Annotated in this window: 13 protein-coding genes and 1 tRNA gene; 5 read left to right on the forward strand and 9 right to left on the reverse strand. The window is 74.3% G+C overall.

What is annotated here, in order from left to right:
* Positions 1 to 15 precede the first annotated feature (15 nt).
* A complete protein-coding gene (locus tag DE149_RS08925; protein WP_036314367.1) occupies positions 16 to 795 on the reverse strand; it encodes a PIG-L deacetylase family protein in 780 nt (259 codons plus the stop codon).
* Complete coding sequence (locus DE149_RS08930) at positions 792 to 2072, reverse strand: S1C family serine protease (RefSeq protein WP_051995236.1); 1281 nt, start codon at positions 2070 to 2072, stop codon at positions 792 to 794. The genes DE149_RS08925 and DE149_RS08930 overlap by 4 nt, the downstream gene beginning before the upstream one ends.
* Before the next feature lie 254 nt (positions 2073 to 2326).
* Between DE149_RS08930 and DE149_RS08935 the strand changes: the two genes are divergently transcribed.
* From DE149_RS08935 to DE149_RS08945, 3 genes are all read left to right on the forward strand, one after another.
* Positions 2327 to 4459 carry a TPM domain-containing protein gene (locus tag DE149_RS08935; RefSeq protein ID WP_102708466.1) on the forward strand — a complete coding sequence of 711 codons (2133 nt, stop codon included), beginning with the start codon at positions 2327 to 2329 and terminating at the stop codon, positions 4457 to 4459.
* Between the two features lie 116 nt (positions 4460 to 4575).
* The gene (locus DE149_RS08940) at positions 4576 to 5394 is read left to right on the forward strand and encodes a PspA/IM30 family protein (protein WP_002854906.1); all 819 of its coding nucleotides are present in this window, start codon (positions 4576 to 4578) and stop codon (positions 5392 to 5394) included.
* A 179-nt stretch (positions 5395 to 5573) separates the two neighbouring features.
* Positions 5574 to 6974, forward strand: a complete 1401-nt coding sequence (locus DE149_RS08945) for a sodium/glutamate symporter (protein WP_036314362.1) — start codon at positions 5574 to 5576, stop codon at positions 6972 to 6974.
* Between the two features lie 125 nt (positions 6975 to 7099).
* Here the strand turns inward: DE149_RS08945 and DE149_RS08950 are convergent.
* The 3 genes from DE149_RS08950 to DE149_RS08960 all read right to left on the reverse strand — a co-directional run bounded on the left by DE149_RS08950 (position 7100) and on the right by DE149_RS08960 (position 11674).
* Positions 7100 to 7173 (reverse strand) — tRNA-Met (locus tag DE149_RS08950).
* 176 nt (positions 7174 to 7349) lie between these two features.
* Positions 7350 to 10493 carry a UPF0182 family protein gene (locus tag DE149_RS08955; protein WP_036314360.1) on the reverse strand — a complete coding sequence of 1048 codons (3144 nt, stop codon included), beginning with the start codon at positions 10491 to 10493 and terminating at the stop codon, positions 7350 to 7352.
* Positions 10494 to 10603: 110 nt separating this feature from the next.
* Positions 10604 to 11674 (reverse strand): PDZ domain-containing protein, encoded by a 1071-nt coding sequence (locus DE149_RS08960; protein ID WP_233437066.1) that lies wholly within the window; start codon positions 11672 to 11674, stop codon positions 10604 to 10606.
* A 196-nt stretch (positions 11675 to 11870) separates the two neighbouring features.
* Here DE149_RS08960 and DE149_RS08965 point away from each other — a divergent pair, with 196 nt between their 5' ends.
* Positions 11871 to 13271 (forward strand): zinc-dependent metalloprotease, encoded by a 1401-nt coding sequence (locus DE149_RS08965; protein ID WP_041105129.1) that lies wholly within the window; start codon positions 11871 to 11873, stop codon positions 13269 to 13271.
* A 64-nt stretch (positions 13272 to 13335) separates the two neighbouring features.
* Here DE149_RS08965 and DE149_RS08970 read toward each other — a convergent pair whose 3' ends face one another.
* Entirely contained in the window at positions 13336 to 14007 is a 672-nt protein-coding gene (locus DE149_RS08970; RefSeq protein WP_041105127.1) for a M48 family metallopeptidase, read from the reverse strand.
* A 97-nt stretch (positions 14008 to 14104) separates the two neighbouring features.
* Between DE149_RS08970 and DE149_RS08975 the strand changes: the two genes are divergently transcribed.
* Positions 14105 to 14833 (forward strand): ThiF family adenylyltransferase, encoded by a 729-nt coding sequence (locus tag DE149_RS08975; protein WP_041105125.1) that lies wholly within the window; start codon positions 14105 to 14107, stop codon positions 14831 to 14833.
* A gap of 42 nt (positions 14834 to 14875) precedes the next feature.
* Here DE149_RS08975 and DE149_RS08980 read toward each other — a convergent pair whose 3' ends face one another.
* The 3 genes from DE149_RS08980 to DE149_RS08990 all read right to left on the reverse strand — a co-directional run.
* Entirely contained in the window at positions 14876 to 17005 is a 2130-nt protein-coding gene (locus tag DE149_RS08980) for an ATP-dependent DNA helicase UvrD2 (protein ID WP_041105123.1), read from the reverse strand.
* Positions 17006 to 17020: 15 nt separating this feature from the next.
* The gene (gene nudC / locus DE149_RS08985) at positions 17021 to 18010 is read right to left on the reverse strand and encodes an NAD(+) diphosphatase (protein WP_036314348.1); all 990 of its coding nucleotides are present in this window, start codon (positions 18008 to 18010) and stop codon (positions 17021 to 17023) included.
* 59 nt (positions 18011 to 18069) lie between these two features.
* The coding region (locus DE149_RS08990) for an integrase core domain-containing protein (RefSeq protein ID WP_147084472.1) at positions 18070 to 18312 on the reverse strand (243 nt) is incomplete at its 5' end.

Genomic DNA, 18312 nt, shown 5'->3' on the forward strand with positions numbered 1-18312 from the left:
CGCAGGGGGGGCGGTTCAGAACCCGGCGATGGTGCTCGGACCGTTGACCGTGACCAGGTGGAACGCCTCGGCGTGACCCGGCGCGGCGGCCGGGCCGGCGGCGCGCCGGTGATGTTCGGCCATCTGGGCGAGCACGTGCCGCCGCATCGCGTCGACGTCCGGGTGCTGGGAGAGGTGGGCGTCGAGGGCGCGCAGCTTCTGCTCCGCCAGGCCCGTGACGTCCACGACCGTGTTCCGGCGCGCGGCGGGGGCGGCGTACAGCAGCAGGTTCCGGACCTTGAACGCCTCGAGCCCCTCCGCCGCGAGCTCCGGGTACGCGTACGGGTTCTCGGCCGCCGGGTACGCGGCGCGCACCACGGCCTCGCCGCAGGCGAGGTGGTCCGGGTGGGCGGCCTGCATCCGCTCCCAGTCCCGCTCCGGGTGGGTGCTGAGCACCACGTCCGGGCGGACGCGGCGCATCAGCGCCACGAGCTTGCGGCGCACGCCGTGGTCCGGCTCGAGGTGTCCGTCGCGCTCGCCGAGGAAGTGGACCTCGGCGGCACCAACGACGGCGGCGGCCGCGCGCTGTTCGGCGTGCCGGCGGGCGGTCATCGCCTCCGGGCCCTCCGAGTCGAAGCCGCCGGCGTCCCCGTCCGTCACGATGCACAGCTCGATGTGCAGCCCGGCCGCGCGGAAGCCGGCCAGGGTGGCGGCGGCCCCGAAGTCGAGGTCGTCCGGGTGGGCGCCGACGGCCAGGACCCGGCGCCAGCCGTGGTGGGCCGCGAGCGCGGCGGGGGTGGTGAGCGTGGTGGTCACGAGCGGGTGTCCTCCGTGAACGTCACCTCGGTCGTCTGCTCCGCGCCGTCGCGGAGGTAGGTGACGTCCACCGAGTCTCCCACGCGGTGCTCGCGGACGACGGCGGTGAGGGACTCGGAGTCGATCACCGCGCGGTCGCCGACGGCGGTGATCACGTCGCCCTCCTTCAGCCCGGCCGCGTCGGCCGCCGACTCTCCCACGACCTGCTGGACGCGGGCGCCGTCGCTGAACACGGTCCGGGCGTTCTCGCTGCCGCCCTGCACCTCGGCGGGCTCCGGGGTGACGCTCACGCCGAGCATGGCATGCGTGGCCTTGCCGTGGTCGATCAGGTCCTGTGCGACCCGCTGGGCGTAGTCCACGGGGATGGCGAATCCGACCCCGATGTTGCCCGCCTCGCTCGGGTCCTGGCCGGCCGAGGCGATCGCGACGTTCACGCCCACCAGGCGACCCTCGGCGTCGACGAGCGCGCCTCCGGAGTTGCCGGGGTTGATGGCCGCGTCGGTCTGCAGCACGTTGATGTACACCTCGCCCCGGGTGCCCTGCGGGGTGCCCGGCAGCTGGAAACGGTACTGATCGGTGCCGGAGGACGAGCCGGAGCTCTCGCCCTGCGGCTCGGGCGCCTCGGAGGACGCCACCGCGATGGTCCGGTCCAGGGTGGAGATGATCCCGTCGGTCACGGTGTTCGGCAGGCCCAGGGGGGCGCCGATGGCGACGGCCTCGTCCCCGACCTTCAAATCCCCGGACCGGCCGATCTGGATGGGGGTGAGGTCCGGGGCGTCGATCTTGATGACGGCCAGGTCGGACAGCGGGTCGGTGCCCACGACGGTGGCAGCGTAGACCTCCCCGTCCGAGGTGCGCACCGTCAGCTCGGCGTCGTTGGCCTGGCCGCCGAGGGTGACCACGTGGGTGTTCGTGAGGATGTGCCCCTCCGTGTCCAGGATCGACCCGGAACCGGAACCGGAGGCGGAGCTCGACGTCGCGGAGATGGTCACCACGGAGGGCAGCGCGGTCCTCGCGGCGTTCCCGACGGCGGTGTCCGCCACGGGCTGTCCCCCGGCCTCGGCCGAGGTGTCCGTCGCCTGCGAGGAGGAGGAGCTCGCGGCCTCGGACGCGGCCTCGCCGCCGTCCTCCGCGACCGCGCAACCGGAGAGCCCCACCATGAGCACGGCTGCGGCGAGCAGGCCCGCCCCGGCACGGGCGCGGGACTGGGGCCGGGGACGCGCGACGGTGCGGGCCGTCGGCACGGGGGGCTGGGTGGGGGCGGCGGTCTGGTCCACGGGGTCCTCGCTTCGGGTCGGGCCCCGGGCGGTCGACACAGACGCCCGTCGTCTTGCGGACGCGCGCCCCGGGGCACGTCCACGCTAGCGTGCATGACTGAACGCCGCCTAGAGGCCGAACGTCCGCTCCTCCCACGGTCCCGGCCGCGCCGGATCCCTGGTGCCCGATTCCCACGCCGCCCTACACTCAACCCCAGGATCCGGCGGGTCCGCCCGGTGCGGCGGCTCGCCTCCGCCGTCGAAGGAGACCCCGCATGACCGTGCCCACCCGCCCCGCCGATGTCGGCCGTCTGGCGCGCGCCGTGACCGCCGCGGGTCTGGGAGGCCTGGGCCTCCTGGTGGCGGCACCCGCCTCGCACGCCGTGACGGTGCCGCCGGGCGTGTACGTGGTGGACGAGGCCGGGGTGCTCTCGACCTCCGATGAGCAGCGGCTGACCCAGGAGATCCAGGACCTGCGCCGGGACACCGGGCAGGGGCTGTACGTCGTCTACGTGGATGAGTTCAGCACGGACGCCCAGACGCTGGCCCAGGACGTGGCGCGCCAGCGCGGGCTCGGGACGAACGACTCGGTCCTGGCGATCGCGGTCGAGGACCGCGCCTATGGGCTGGACAGCGGCGGGGACGCGGACCTGCAGAACCAGGTGACGCGCACCTACGTGGGCCCGGAGCTGTCCAAGATCGGCACGGACCCCGGCTCGGCGGAATGGCTCGCGGCGGGCACCGCCGCGGTGCAGGGGCTCGACGACGCCGCCGACGGCACGCTCGACGGCACGGGGGCCAGCGGGGCCGAGTACGATCCGGCCGGTGCCCTGCCGGCCGGCACCGCGGGCGACGGGAGCACGGCCCAGGGCGCCTCCGGCGGCGGGGCCCTGACGGCGGTGCTCGGCGCGGGCGCGGTGGCCGCGGCCGTGGGCGGCGGCGTGCTCGTGGCCCGCAGCCGGAAGCGCACGCAGGGCGGCGCGGTCGAAGGGGGCCGCACCGAGGAGGTCCGCCGCGACCCCCTCGACGAGCTCAGCGTGGAGCAGCTGCGCACCCAGGCCGGCTCGAAGCTCGTGGCCGCGGACGACGCCATCCGCTCCTCGGAGCAGGAGCTGGGCTTCGCCGAGGCGTCCTACGGGGAGAAGTCCGTGGCGACGTTCCGCGAGGACATCGATCGGGCCAAGGAGCACATGCGGGCCTCGTTCCAGCTCCAGCACCAGCTCGACGACGAGATCCCGGACACCGAGGCCGAGCAGCGCGCCTGGCTCAAGGAGATCATCCAGCGCAGCGAGGCCGTGGGTGCGGCCCTCGCGGCGCACAAGAAGGAGTTCGACTCCCTGCGCGACCTCGAGAACCAGGTGCCCGAGGCCCTGGAGCGCGTCGACGCCCGCCTGCCCGAGGCGCGGTCCCGGGTGCAGGAGTCCGAGTCGGCGATCGCCGCGCTGCACGGCCAGTACGCGGAGTCCGCCCTCGCCGAGGTCGCGGACAACGCGACGCAGGCCCGGGAGCGGCTCGAGTTCGTGGAGACCGCCGTCGCGAAGGCGCGGAGCGCGTGGGACGCCCAGGACCGCTCCACGGCGGCGCTGGCCGTGCGTGCCGCCGAGGAGGCGCTCAGCCAGGTGGACACGCTCACGGAGGCGGTGGGCAAGGCCGAGGGGTCCCTGCGGGCCATGCTGGGCAACCTGCAGACGGGCCTCGCCCAGTCCGAGCAGGACGTCGCCGAGGCCGAGGCGCTCGTGGCCAACGGGTCGAACCCCGAGCTGGCCGGCCCGGTGGCGGGGATGAAGAACGCCGTGAACGCGGTGCGCCGAGCCCTCGCGGCCGGCCGCCCGGACCCCCTGGAGCTGCTGCACCAGCTCGAGGCCGCGCACCGCCAGCTCAACACCCCGCTGGCCGGCGTCCGCGACGCTCGGGAGCAGGCGCGCCAGGCCTCCCAGGTGCTCACCTCCACGATCGCCCAGGCCCAGGCGCAGATCGACGGCACGGCCGACTTCATCGGCGCCCGGCGCGGTGCGGTGGGCTCGGAGGCCCGGACCCGGCTCGCGGAGGCCGACCACACGCTGCGTTCGGCGATCAGCCTCGGCCGCACCGACCCCGTGGCCGCCCTCCAGCAGGCGCAGCGCGCCTCCCAGCTGGCCGAGCGCGCGAGCGAGCTGGCCCGCGCGGACGTCGAGGGCTTCGGCTACGGCCCCGGCATGGTGGGCGGCATGTACGGTGCACGCCCGCGCGCCGGAGTGGGCGGCAGCTTCGGCGGCGGCCTCGGCGGCGCACTGCTCGGCGGCATCCTGATGAACTCGATCCTGAACAGCGGCAGCTGGGGCGGCGGTGGCTTCGGCGGGTTCGACGGCGGCGGCCTCGGCGGCGGCGACTTCGGCGGGTTCGGCGACATCTCCGGCGGCGGCTTCTGACCGCCGCCCCATGAACTCCGGCGCCCCGGGCGCCGGCCCGGCCCGCACGCGCGGGACGGGGTGGACGCAGGCCGACGGTCTGCGCTGACGTGAAAGACCGACGAAAGGCAGACACCATGGTCAAGCAGTCCATCTTCGGCCGCATCAGCACGCTGGCGAAGGCCAACATCAACGCGATGCTGGACAAGGCCGAGGACCCCCAGAAGATGCTGGACCAGATGGTCCGCGACTACACGAACAACATCGCGGAGGCCGAGGCCGCCGTCGCCCAGACGATCGGCAACCTGCGGATGATCGAGGACGACTACCGCGAGGACCAGGACGCGTCCCGCAGCTGGGGCCAGAAGGCGCTGGCCGCCTCCCAGAAGGCCGACGACTTCCGCACCAAGGGCGACACCGCCTCGGCGGACAAGTTCGACAACCTCGCCAAGGTGGCCATCGAGCGCCAGATGGACTTCGAGCGCCAGGCGAAGTCCGCGGAGCCGACCATCGCCTCGCAGCGCGAGATCGTGGAGCGCCTGAAGACCGGTCTGGACCAGATGAAGGTCAAGCGTCAGCAGCTGGTCGCCAAGCGCGACGAGCTGACCGCCCGCGCCAAGTCCGCCCACGCCCAGTCCGCGGTGGCCGACGCCGTGAAGTCGATCGACCTGCTGGACCCGACCTCCGAGGTCTCCCGCTTCGAAGAGAAGGTCCGTCGCGAGGAGGCCCGCGTGCGCGGCCAGCAGGAGATCGCCGCCTCCTCCCTCGACGCCCAGTTCGAGTCCCTCGAGGACCTCGGCGAGAAGACCGAGGTGGAGGCCCGCCTCGCCGCCCTCAAGGCCGGCGGCGCCGGCCAGGCCGCCCTCACCTCGGGCGACGTCGACGCCGATGAGACCCTGACCCTCGACTACGCGGCCGAGGGGACCGCCGAGGAGACCGGCACCGCGCGCGGCTGACCCCGCCCCTCCCCACGGCCCGTCGCCCGGCCCACGCCGGCGCGGCGGGCCGTCCTCGTGCGCCCCGGCCCGGTGCCCCTCCCGGACGCGCCCCGGCCCCCGCGCTCCTTTGGTACTGTCCCGGGGTCCCTCGGCACGCTCCGTGGGACACCCCCGTCCCCGCACAGAGGAAGAACCCCATGCAAGAGCAGTTCACGGCCTGGTCCGTGCTGGTCGACGCCGGCCTCATCGGCGCGCTCCTGGCCGTGGGCACGCTGGCCCGTGCCGTCATCACGCCCCTCCAGACCCTGATGATCCCGGCCTCCGTCATCGCGGGCATCCTGGGCCTGGCCCTCGGCCCGAACGGCCTGGGCTGGCTGCCGTTCAGCCCCCAGCTGGGCACGTACGGCTCGATCCTGATCGTCATCGTGTTCGTGTGCATCGCGCTCACCGACGACTTCGACGTCCGCAAGATCGGCCGCCCCGTGGGCGCGTTCGCGTCCTACGGCGTGCTGATCTACTCCTCCCAGGTGGCCATCGGCGCCCTCGTCACGCTGGTCCTCCTGCAGCCGCTGTTCGACGCGCCCGACTCGTTCGCCGCCCTGCTGTTCGCCGGCTGGGCGGGAGGCTTCGGCTCCGCGGCCGCCGTGGGCCAGGCGTACGCGGCCAACGGTGATGCGACCGTCACCTCGCTGGCCTACACCTCGGCCACCGTCGGCATGATCGTCGGCGTGGTGGGTGGCATCATCCAGGCCAAGATCGGCGCGCAGCGCGGCCACGCGCGGGAGTTCGCGGGCCTGACCTCCATCCCGGAGGAGCTGCGCACCGGGGTGCTGAACCAGGTGGAGGAACGCCCGGTCATCGGCCGGCACACCTTCTCGGCGGCCTCGGTGGAGTCGCTGGCCTTCCAGGTCGGCGTGGTCGCGATGATCGCGGCGGCCGCGCACGGCGTGGTCTCCTGGATCACGGCCGTGTGGCCGAGCGTCGTGGGTGAGGACGGTCCCCAGCTGATCATCCCCGCGTTCGCGATCGCGTTCCTCCTCGGCCTGATCGCCCGCGTCCTGTTCCAGGCCACGAAGACGGCGAAGTTCCTCGACCCGGGCTCGCTGAACTCGGTGTCCGGCACCGCCACGGACATCCTCATCGTCTGTGGCATCGCCGCGATCGCCCCGACCGTGGTCGTGGACTACTGGCAGCCGCTGCTGCTCCTGTTCGTGATCGGCCTCGCGCTGGCCCTGTTCCTGGGGATCGTCGTGGCGCCGCGCGTCATGACCGACGCGTGGTTCGAGAAGCAGCTGTTCACGTGGGGCTGGGCCACCGGCGCCGTCGCCACGGGCGTGGCCATGCTGCGCATCGTGGACCCGAAGCTGAAGTCCGGGACCATGGAGCAGTTCGGCGTGGCCTACATCCCGGTGGTGCCCGTGGAGATCGCGGCCGTGTCCTTCGTGCCGCTGCTGCTCATCGCGGGCCTGTCCTGGGCCGTGGTCGGCATCTGGGGCGCCATCGCGATCATCGCGATCATCGCTGCCGTCTGGCTGCGCCGCACCGATCCGGGCCGCCGCACCCCGGCCCAGCAGGCGGTCCGGGCCTCGAGCCGCTGACGCTCCCCCACCGATCGCCCGAGGGCGGTCAGCTCGCCCGCCGGCACCGTGCCGGCGGGCCGGGGCGACCGGGCCCGGGCATGCGAGAAGGCCCCCAGCAGATGCTGGGGGCCTTCTCCTTCTCGTTGCGGGGGCAGGATTTGAACCTGCGACCTCCGGGTTATGAGCCCGGCGAGCTACCGAACTGCTCCACCCCGCGGCGACTTCTAGAACTATACACACCCGTCCCGTCGAGTTCAAATCGGCGTCAGCGTCCCGCCATCCGGCGGCCATGCGGCGGCCACTTGCCCCGAGACGGCGGCGGCCCCGACCACGCGCGGTGCGTGGCCGGGGCCGCCGTCGACGGTCCGGCGGGCCCGGCCCGCCGGCGCCGGCTCAGCCGCTCGGCGTCGGGCTGGGGCTCGACGACGGCGCGGGGCTCGCCTCGGCCGGGGCCTGGTCCTGGGCGGGCGCGTCGCCGCCCAGGGCGTCGTCGGCGGCGGTGGCACGCTTCAGGGCCTCGTTGAGACGCTTCTGCTGCTCGCCGTAGCCGGCCCAGTCGCCCTCGGCCAGACGCTCCTGGCCCTGGGTCAGGGCGTCCTGCGCCTCCTCGAGGGCCGCCGAGAGCTCCTCCTCGACCGTGCCCGGAGCCGACGGCTCCTCGCCCGGTGCGGGCGCCTCCGCCTGGTTCTCCTCCGGGGTGACCGCGCCCGAGTCGCCGTCGAACACCTGGTCCAGGGCCTCCTGGAGGGTGTCCGCGAAGCCGACCTTGTCGCCGAACGAGACGAGCACCTTGCGCAGCGTCGGGTAGGTGGTGCCGCCCGAGGAGCGGACGTACACCGGCTGGACGTAGAGGATGCCGCCGGCCACCGGCAGAGTGATCATGTTGCCGTTGAGCACCTCGGACGCGCCCTGGCGCAGCAGGTTCAGCTCCCGCGAGACGTCCGCGTTCGAGTCGAAGTTCGCCTGCGCCTGGCCAGGGCCGGGCACCGTGGTGGACCGCGGCAGCTCGAGCAGTCGGAGCTTCCCGTAGCCCTCGGCCTTCACGCCGTCCTCCCCCGAGCCGGCGTCGCCGGTGGCGGAGAGGAAACCGTAGAGCACGTTGCGCTGCTGGGCACCGTCCGTGATCTGGGGGATGTAGCTGCTGGTGAGGGAGAACGCCGGCTCGTCCTGGCCGGGCATCTGCAGCGTCATGTAGTACGGCGGCTGCTTGACGTCCTCCTCGCGCGTGGGGTCCGACGGCACGGACCACGCGTCGTTGTTCTCGTAGAAGTCGTCCGCATCGGTCACGTGGTAGCGGCCGAGCAGCTCGCGCTGGACCTTGAACATGTCCTCCGGGTAGCGGACGTGGTCCATGAGTCCGGCGCTCATCTCCGAGTACGGGCGCAGCGAGGACGGGTACACGTTCTGCCAGGCCCGCAGCAGCGGATCCTGGTCGTCCCACGCGTAGAGGGACACCGAGCCGTCGTACGCGTCCACCGTCGCCTTCACCGAGTTGCGGATGTAGTTCACCCGGCCCTGGAGCGCCGGGTTCTGGCCCTGGCTCAGGGAGTCCACCGTGACCTCGCCCAGCTGCTGGGCGGTGGAGTACGGGAACTGGTCCGAGGTCGTGTAGGCGTCCACGATCCACTGCACGCGGCCGTCGACGATCGCCGGGTAGGGGGCGGTGTCCACCGTCAGGTAGGGCGCGACCTTGCGGACGCGCTCGGCCGGGTCGCGGTCGTAGAGGATCTGCGAGGCCTCGTTCACGTCCGAGGACAGCACCAGCTCGGGCGAGCCGAACTTCACCGCGTACGCGAGCCGGTTGAACAGGTTGCCCACCGAGGGGCCACCGTCGCCGGAGAAGGTGTACGCCGTGTCCTCCTGGGAGTCGGCCGTCTGCGGCCGGTCGCGTTCGACGGCCGGCGCGCCCTCGGGCGCACCCACCACCGAGTACGAGGGCGAGTTGTGCCCGAAGTAGATGCGCGGCTCGTAGTCCTGGTCGGAGGCCAGCGGCCCGCGCGTCGGGATCTCGGAGAGCAGCCACTGGGGCCGGCCGCCGGCCGCGACCTCGGAGGCGTCGGCCACGACCATGCCGTAGCCGTGCGTGTAGATGGTGTGGCGGTTCACCCACGACTGGGAGTCGTCCACGTTGACGTCACGGGCCGCCAGGATGGTGTCCCGCGTCTGGCCGTCCACCTCGTAGCGGTCCACGTGCAGGGTGGTGGGGAACGCGTAGTACGGACGGAACTGCTGGAGCTGCCCGAAGGTCTGGGAGATCAGGTTCGGGTCCATGAGACGGACGTTGGCCGTGTTGGCCTCCTCGCCCGCCAGGGCCCCGGCCTCGGTGTCCGTGGCGCCCTCATAGTTCGTCACCTCGACGTCGTCCAGGCCGTACGCCTCGCGCGTCATGGCGATGTTCCGCTCGATGTACTGGGACTCGAGCGTGCGCTCGGACGGCTTCACCTGGTACTCCTGCACGATGAAGGGGTACGCCGTGCCCACCACGAGCGCCGTGATGACCAGGACCGCGGTGCCGATCAGCGACAACCGCCACCGGCCCGAGACCACCGTCCACACGAACAGGCCGGCCACGATCACGGCCGTGACCGCCAGGATCGCCGACGTCGGGATGACCGCGTTCACGTCCGTGTAGAGCGCGCCGGCCCAGTTGCCGGTCTGCGACTGCGTGGTGCGGTAGCGGTTGAGCCAGAAGTTGACGCCCTGCAGCAGCAGGAACACGGCCAGGGTGATGCCGATGTGGGCGCGCGCCGCCGGGGTGATCCGCACGCCGCCGCCCTCCTCCACGCGCACCGCGCCGTACAGGTAGTGCACCAGAAGACCGGTGATGCCGGAGACCAGGACCACCGAGATCAGGTACCCGACCACGAGCGTCAGGAACGGCAGGGTGGCCATGAAGAACATGAGGTCCAGGCCGAACTCCGGGTCCGCCTGGCCGTAAGGCACCTGGTTCAGGAACAGCAGGACCGTGTTCCACCCGTTCATCGCGGTGGAGCCGGCGAACACGCCGAGCACGAGCGGGACACCCAGGAACACCAGGCGCCGGATGGGTTCCAGCTGGCGCTGGGCCTGGCTGAGCGAGTCCCGCGCGGCCGCGGACGCGTCCGCGGGGCGGTGGCGCCAGGCCGTGCGGATCGCCAGCCACACGGCGAGGGCCATCCCGAGCCCGGCGATCAGGAACAGCGCGGCCTTGGCGACGACCTCGGTCCAGAAGACCTCGGTGAAGCCCAGCTGCGAGAACCACAGCACGTCCGTGTAGACGTTCGTGAACACCACGAACAGCCCCGCGAGCACGGCCACCGCGATGATGGTCAGCACGAGCGCGCTCGGCCGGCCCGGCCGGCCCCTGCCGCGCGCGGCGGAGGACCCGCCCCCGCCGAACGGGCCACCAGGACCGCGGTCGCCGTCGTCGCCCGGGCCGCGCGGGGCGCCGCCGAAGGGGCCGAACGCCCCGAACGGGCCGGACTGTCCCCCGGCGGTCCCGCCGCCGTCACGGGGCGGGCCGCCGAACGGTCCGCCGCCTCCCTGTCCGAAGCTCACTGCTCTGTCCTCTTCCCTCCCGCGTCCGCGGGGCTCTGCTCCGGTCCGGGGCGCTGCGCCCCGGACATGTCGTCCGGTCTGGTGGTCTGGTGGTCCTGGTGTGCGTCGGCTCAGCCGCACGTCCGGGCGGCGGCCGGGCTCTCCCCCCGGGCCACCGCCTCGACGATGTCGCGGGCCTGGCCCAGCGTGTCCACGGGGTACACCGTCAGACCCTCGGGCACACGGCCGGCCAGCTCCTCGCAGTTCGCCGTGGGGGCGAGGAACGTCGTGGCCCCCGCCTCGGCGGCGCCGCGCACCTTCTGCGGGATCCCGCCGATGGGGCCCACGACGCCGTCCCCCGTGATCGTGCCTGTTCCGGCGATCGGGGCGCCCCCCGTCATCGCCCCCGGGGTGAGCCGCTCGATCACGGTGAGCGCGAACATCAGACCCGCCGAGGGCCCGCCGATGTCCGGCACGGTCAGCTCGACGTCCACCGGGACGTCGTAGGCGGACTCGATCAGGGCCCCCATCTGCCACGGCTGGGGTGCGCCCTCGGGGGCGGCCGCCACGGGCACCTCGAGGTCCTGCTCCACGCCGTCCCGGCGGACCGTCAGCGTGACCGGGTCGGGCCCCGCGGCCCCGACGGCGGCGCGCACGGCCTCCAGGTCGGCCACGGGCCGTCCCTCGGCGGCGATCACCTCGTCCCCGGCCCGCAGGACGCCCTCGGCGGGCCCGCCGGGCACGAGCTGCTGCACGACGAGCCGCTGGGGCACCTCGCGTCCGAGCTCGTGCAGGGCCGCGGCGGTCGCGGTCTGCTGGGAGTCCGACATGGCCGCCGAATTGGCCTCGCCGACCTCGTCGGAGGTGACGCCGGTGGGATACATCAGCTCGCGCGGGGCCACGTCCACGGCGGGGTCCGTCAGGCCGCGGCCGAGATCGAGCAGGGAGGTGGTGCCGATGGGAGGACCCCCGACCATCACGGTGGTCATGTGCAGGGTCCCCTCACCCGGGTCCGCCTCGCCGCCCTCGACGCGCAGCACGGGTCGACCCTCGCGTTCGCCCAGCAGGTCCACGGCGGGGCCGGGGCCCTCGAGGATGTAGGGGGTGGGGGCCAGCAGTGCCAGCCCGGCGCTGCCCAGGGCGAGCCATCCGGAGAAGGGCACGCGGGCGGCGCGGGTGGTCCTCGAGGGCACTGCGCGCACGCGACACCGTCTTTCCTGGGGGTCCTGATCGGGCCGTCCTCGCCGCCGGGCACGGGCCGCGCGGCGACGGTCACACCAGTCTACGCGGGGCCGCGACCCCCGCCTGCCCCGCGCGACGCCGTGCGCCATGGGCGAACCGCGCCGCCGCGACGTCGGGAGGGCGGGCGCGTCGCGCCGACGCGGATACGCTGGAGACATGAGCAACGACGCGCGCACGCCCGGATCCGACGACGGCCGCGACCCCCTGGAGGAGATGCTGCGGCAGCTCTTCGGCGGCCAGGGCCCCGACCCGGACGAAGTCCGACGCGCCATGGAGGGCCTGGGCGGCCCCGGCGGGGTGCCCTTCGACCCGTCCCAGCTGAATCCGGCCATGATGCAGCAGGCCATGGCCCAGTTCCAGGCGATGATGAGCTCCGGCTCCGGCTCGGACGGCCCCGTGAACTGGTCTCTGGCGAAGCAGGCCGCCCGCCAGGCCGTGGCCGGCGAGGACCCGGCCGTCGGCTCGTTCGCGCGACGCGAGGTGGACGAGGCGCTGCGGCTGGCCGAGCTGTGGCTCGACGGCGTCACGCAGACCGAGCCCGTCGGCAGCGTCGGCGTGGCCTGGTCCCGTGCCGAGTGGGTGGAGGCGACCATGGACCAGTGGCGCCGGCTCACCGAGCCCGTGGCCATCTCGATGTCCCGTGCGATGTCCGCGGCCATCGAGCAGCAGCTGCCGGGTCAGCTCCCCGAGGGCATGGACGCCTCCCTGCTCGGCGGGCTGCAGCCCATGCTGAAGAACATGGGCGGCACGATGTTCGGCCTGCAGCTCGGGGGCGCCGTGGGCGCCCTGGGCAAGGAGGTGCTCTCGGGCACGGACATCGGCCTGCCCGTCGCCGGCCACCGTCTCGCCCTCGTCCCCGTGAACATCGAGGAGTTCGGCGACGGGCTCTCGGTGCCGGACGACCAGATCCGCATCTACCTGGCCCTGCGTGAGGCCGCACGCATGCGCCTGTTCCTGCACTCGCCGTGGCTCGAGCGGGACCTGTACGCCGCCGTCGAGCAGTACGCCGCGGGCATCCGCCTGGACACCGAGGGCATCGAGCGGGCCGCGCAGTCGGTGGACCCGATGGACCCCGGTTCCCTGCAGGCCGTGTTCGACGGGGCGTCCTTCATCGCCGCCCCGGACGCCACCCAGCAGGCCGCGCTGGACCAGCTGGAGCTGCTCGTCGCCCTCGTGGAGGGCTGGGTGGACGTGGTGGTCGCCGAGGCCGCGCGCCCGCTCGAGTCGGCGGCCGCCCTGCGCGAGACCATGAACCGCCGCCGCGCCTCGGGTGGCCCGGCCGAACAGGCCTTCGCCGCCCTCGTGGGCCTCGAGCTGCGCCCGCGCCGCCTGCGCGAGGCCGCCGCGTTCTGGGAGCACGTCACGGCCGAGCACGGCACGGAGTATCGCGAGGAGATCTGGCGCCATCCCGAGCGTCAGCCCACGGCGGAGGACCTCGAGGACCCCGCCGGGTACACCGGGCGCCGCTCCGCCGCGGACGCCAGCACCGAGTCCCTCGACGACGAGCTGCGCAAGCTCCTCGAGGGCGGCTTCGGCGACGCGCCGCGCGAGGGCTGAGCCCCTTTCGGCACGACGGCCGCGGGCGGCCCGGCACCTCGGGTGCGGGCCGCCCGCCGTCGTGTCAACCCGCGTCCTCGTCCTCCGCCCACCGGTCCGGCGCCGTGCGACCGCGGCCCTCGGCGAAGGTGACCCCGTCGAGGAAGGCCATCGCCTCGGCGTAGCGCGGGTACCGGTCCACGAGGCGTCGGAAGGCCGGGCCGTGTCCGGACTCCAGCAGGTGGGCCAGCTCGTGGACGAGCACCGCCGCCACCACCCAGTCCGGCATGCCGCGCAGCTGCGTCGAGAGCCGGATGGTGCCGCGCCCCGGCGTGCACGAGCCCCAGCGGCGGCGCTGCCGGGCCGACCACGTGACCGAGACCGGACGGGCCCGCCCGCCCAGGTGTGCCGCCGAGAGCCGTCCCGCCCAGGCCAGGAGCGCGTCGTCGGAGCGGGCGTCGGCGGGGCGGCCGTCCGGGTCGGCCGCGGGCTGCCCCGTCCCACCGCGTGCGCCCACCTTCGCGACCATCCGGCCGATCCACTCGCGCTCCTGCGCGGCCGAGAGACGGGCCGGGACGTTGACCTGCAGGCGGCCGTCGCGCCACGCCGCCGAGACGGTGCGGGTGCGGGCCGTGGAGCGCACGAGCCGCACGGGCGTGCCCTCCCAGTCCAGGTCGGTGCTCTCGCGGGCGGGACCGCGGTGGGCGGCCGGGACGGCACGCGGAGGGCGGCCGGGGGCGGGCGGGACAGGGCGCATCGGGCCATTCTCCGGCATGGGCCGCAGGCTGTGGACAATCCGGCGCGGTCCGGGGGCGCCCTGGCAGGGTGGGAGGCACCGAGCCGAGAGGAGAGCCGTGCGCACCGTCGCCGAGACCGTCACCACCGTCCCTCATGACACCGCCGCGTCAGCGCCGGAGCCGGGGGTGTGGGCCCCGCCGACCGACGTCCATGTGGCGGGCCTCGACGCGGTGGGCGCGGCGATCGCCCACGCCCTGGCGGGGGCCGGGGCGCTGCGCCTGGCCCTGTGGGATCCGCGGCCCGTCGACGCCGCGGACCTGGGGACCGGCCTGCTGCCCGGGGACCTCGGTCGGCCCCGGGCGGGTGCGCTCGAGCGCCGGCTGGGCGACGTGGCCCCCGGGCTGCGCCTCTACGCGCACCACGGCCCGGTGCCGGTGCTCGTGGGGCAGGCGACGGTGGCGGTGGGGTCCGTGCTCGACGCGGACCTGGCCGCGCAGGCCCTGGCCGCCGACCACCCGCTGCTGCCGGTCACGGTGGGACCGAAGGCGGTCACGGTCGGACCGTGGTGCGCCCCCGGGGTGCGCGGGTGCCCGCTGTGCCGATGGCCCGCGGATCCGACGGGCGTCCCCGATGCCCCGACGGCGCCCGGCCCGTCGGCGCACCGGGGACAGGTGGACGGGCTCGCGGCGCTGCGGGCCGCCGTGCTGACCGTGGACGCGCTGCGGGCCGGACCGGCCCCCGGCGTGCTGCGGGCCGATCGGGTGACGGGACGCACGCGCCGGGTGCGGGTCCGCCCCCGGCCCGGCTGTGCCTGCGACCCGGACGCGCTCGGCTGGGCGTTCTGAGGGGGTCGGCGCCGCCGGCGGAACGGAGCGCGGGTCCGCGGCTCAGGCCGCCGGGGTGCCGTGCAGCAGCTCGAGCAGCTCCGGTCCGTGCTTCTCCAGCTTGGACTTGCCGAGGCCGGGCACCTTCAGCAGCTCTGCCGGGGTCTTCGGCATGGCCTCGGCGATGGCCACGAGGGTGGCGTCCGTGAACACCACGAACGCGGGCATCCGCATCTCGGCGGCCGTGCGGGTGCGCCAGTCGCGCAGCTCCTCGAGCACCGCCTCGTCGTAGGTGGCGGGGCAGTCCAGGCAGCGGCCGACCTTGCGCTCGGCTCCCGTCTCGAGGGGCTTGCCGCACGTGCGGCACACGGCGACCTTCGCGCCCCGGCGCCGCGGCGCCGTCGGGCCCGCCGCGGAACCACGGGCCGGGGCGTGCTCGCGGGTGCCGCCGAGGGTCGGGTCGATGGCCCACAGGAACCGGGAGGGCCGCCGGGTGGAGCGCCCGCCCGTGCCCCGCGAGAGCGTCCACGTCAGCGACAGGTGCTGGCGGGCACGCGTGATGCCCACGTAGAGCAGGCGCCGTTCCTCGTCCACCTCGGCCTGGGTCTCCGCGAAGGAGATCGGCATGAGCCCCTCGGACAGGCCCACGAGGAACACCGCGTCCCACTCGAGGCCCTTGGCCGAGTGCAGCGAGGCCAGGGTGATGCCCTGCACCGTCGGCGCGTGCTGGTGCTGGGCACGCTCGTCGAGCTCGGCCACGAGCTCGGTCAACGTGAACTCGGCCCCGCGCGTCGTGGCGAGCTGGTCGGCGAGGTTGACGAGGGCGTGCAGGGACTCCCACCGTTCACGGGCCGCGCCGGAGGCCGCCGGCGGTTCGGCGGAGTAGCCGAGCGAGGAGAGCACGTCCCGCACCCGGTCCGTGACGTCGTCGCCCGTCAGGTCCTGGGCGGCGCGGGCGGCGGCCCGCAGCTGCAGGATGCCGTCGCGCACCTCGCGCCGGGAGAAGAACCGCTCGCCGCCGCGCAGCTGGTAGCCGATGCCCGCCGAGGACAGCGCCGTCTCGAAGGCCTGGGACTGGCCGTTGGTGCGGAACAGGACGGCGATCTCGGAGGCCGGCACGCCGTCGTCGATCAGCGCCGCGATCCGGTCTGCGACCCAGCCGGCCTCGGCCTCGTCGTCGGTGCACTCCGCGAACACGAGGTCGGGGCCGGCCGGCCGCTGGGAGACGAGCTCGAGGGGGTCGGGCCAGCGCGGCATCGTGCGGTCCCGCTCCCCCGCCTTGGTGCGGTCCGCCAGCAGGCGGTTGGCCGCCTCCACGATCTGCGGGCTGGACCGGTAGTCACGCACGAGACGGACCACCGTGGCCGCGGGATACCGCTCACGGAAGTCGGTGAGGAAGCGGGAGGTCGCGCCCGTGAACGAGTAGATCGTCTGAGAGGCGTCGCCGACGACGCACAGGTCGCCGCGGTCGCCGAGCCAGAGGTCGAGCAGGCGGTGCTGCAGCGGCGAGACGTCCTGGTACTCGTCCACCACGAACACGCGGTACTGGTCCCGGATCGTGGCCGCGATCTGCGGCTCGGTGGACAGGATCCCCACGAGGATCAGCAGCACGTCCTCGAAGTCGATCATGTTCCGGGCTGTCTTGGCCTCCTCGTAGCCGGTGTAGAGACGGGCGACGGTGGTGGCGGTCCAGCCGGCGGGCATCTCCCGCTCCTTCGCGGCCTCGGCGTAGCCCTCGGGGGCGTGCAGGGAGACCTTGGCCCATTCGATCTCGCCGGCGAGGTCGCGCAGGCCGGCCCGGTCCACGGTCATGCGCATGCGCTGGGCGACCTCCGTGAGCAGGCGCACCTTGTTCTCGATCAGCGAGGGCATGGGCCCGCCCACGGCCTGGGGCCAGAAGTACTGCAGCTGGCGCAGGGCCGCCGAGTGGAACGTGCGGGCCTGGACGCCGGCCACGCCGAGGTCGCGCAGGCGGGTGCGCATCTCCGCGGCGGCGCGCGCCGTGAAGGTCAGGGCGAGGGTGCGGTGCGGGTCGAAGACGCCGGAGGCCACGCCGTAGGCGATGCGGTGCGTGATGGCGCGGGTCTTGCCGGTGCCGGCGCCGGCCAGGATGCAGACGGGCCCGTGCAGGGCCGTGGCGGCCCGGCGCTGCTCCGGGTCGAGGCCGCGGAGGATCTCGTCGGGAGTGCTCATGCGGGACGAGTCCTCCTAGGTGATCAGGGTCTGCGCATCGGGCAGCATCCCACCGTACCAATCCTCGATGAGCGCCCGCGCGATGGACACGGCCCCGGGCAGGGTGACGTCGCCCTCGCGGGCCAGATGCGCGAGCTCCTTCCGCTCGAACCAGCGCACGGAGAGGATCTCCTCGCCGTCCGGAACCGGCTCGACGCCGGCCGGGGCCAGGGCGGTGAACCCGAGCATGAGCGAGCGCGGGAACGGCCACGGCTGGGAGCCGCGGTAGCGCGGGTGCGTCACCGTGATCCCGGACTCCTCCGCGATCTCCCGGACCACCGCGTGCTCCAGGGACTCCCCCGGCTCCACGAACCCGGCCAGGCAGGAGTACAGCCCCTCGGGCCACGCCGCGTTGCGGCCCAACAGGATCCGCCCGGCCGGGTCGATGACGGCCACGATCACCGCCGGGTCCGTGCGCGGGAACTGCTCCCGGGAGCAGTCGCGGCAGCGACGCACCCAGCCGGCCGCCTCGACGTCCGTGACGCCGCCGCAGAACGCGCAGAAGCGGTGGGTGGCGTGCCAGTTGGCGTTCGCGACGGCGGCCACGAACAGCCCGGTGTCCGCGTCGCTGAGGGCGGCGGCCGCATCGCGGAGGCCGACCCACACGGCGTCGGCGAGCGCGGCGGCCGCGTCCTCGGGCAGGGCCGCCGGCGGCTCGACGGCGACGGAGACCACCTCGCGCTCCCGCCCGTGCGGGCCCCGGTCCGCCGCGGTGCCGCGGCCCAGATACGCGGCCTCGGCCGGCACGGGACCGGAGGGCGCGGTGAAGACGAGCCGGCCGTCCGCGACCGGTGCGCGGCCGCCCTGCAGCCACAGGACCTCCGTCCCCTCGCGCGCCCAGGACGCCGCCAGGTGGCCCGGGTCGAGGCGGGCCACGGCACCGCGGTCCAGCTCCTCGCGGGCCAGCGGCAGGGCCAGGGGTGGTGCGGCGGTGGGGTCGGACGACGACGGGGGGCAGGAGGCCATGCGTCCAGGCTAGCGACCCGTCTCCGGTGCGCCCGACGACGGGGGAGGGCGTTCCGCGCCTAGGTGTAGGAGGGCATGACGTTGTTGACTCGGGCCGGTGCCAACGAGGTCGGAGGAGCGTCTCCGCAGGAGGTATGAGGCCGATGGTAGTTGTAGTGGTTCACCCACACCGCCAGGGCCTCACGCCGAGCCTGCTCTGAGGTGTAGGGGCGGGCGTAGAGGACCTCATCGACCATCAGCCGGTTGTACCGTTCGACCTTCCCGTTATGGCGCGGGGTGTAGGGGCGGATCCGGTGGTGCCG

It is taken from the genome of Micrococcus sp. KT16, assembly GCF_003315015.1.
Taxonomy (GTDB): domain Bacteria; phylum Actinomycetota; class Actinomycetes; order Actinomycetales; family Micrococcaceae; genus Micrococcus; species Micrococcus luteus.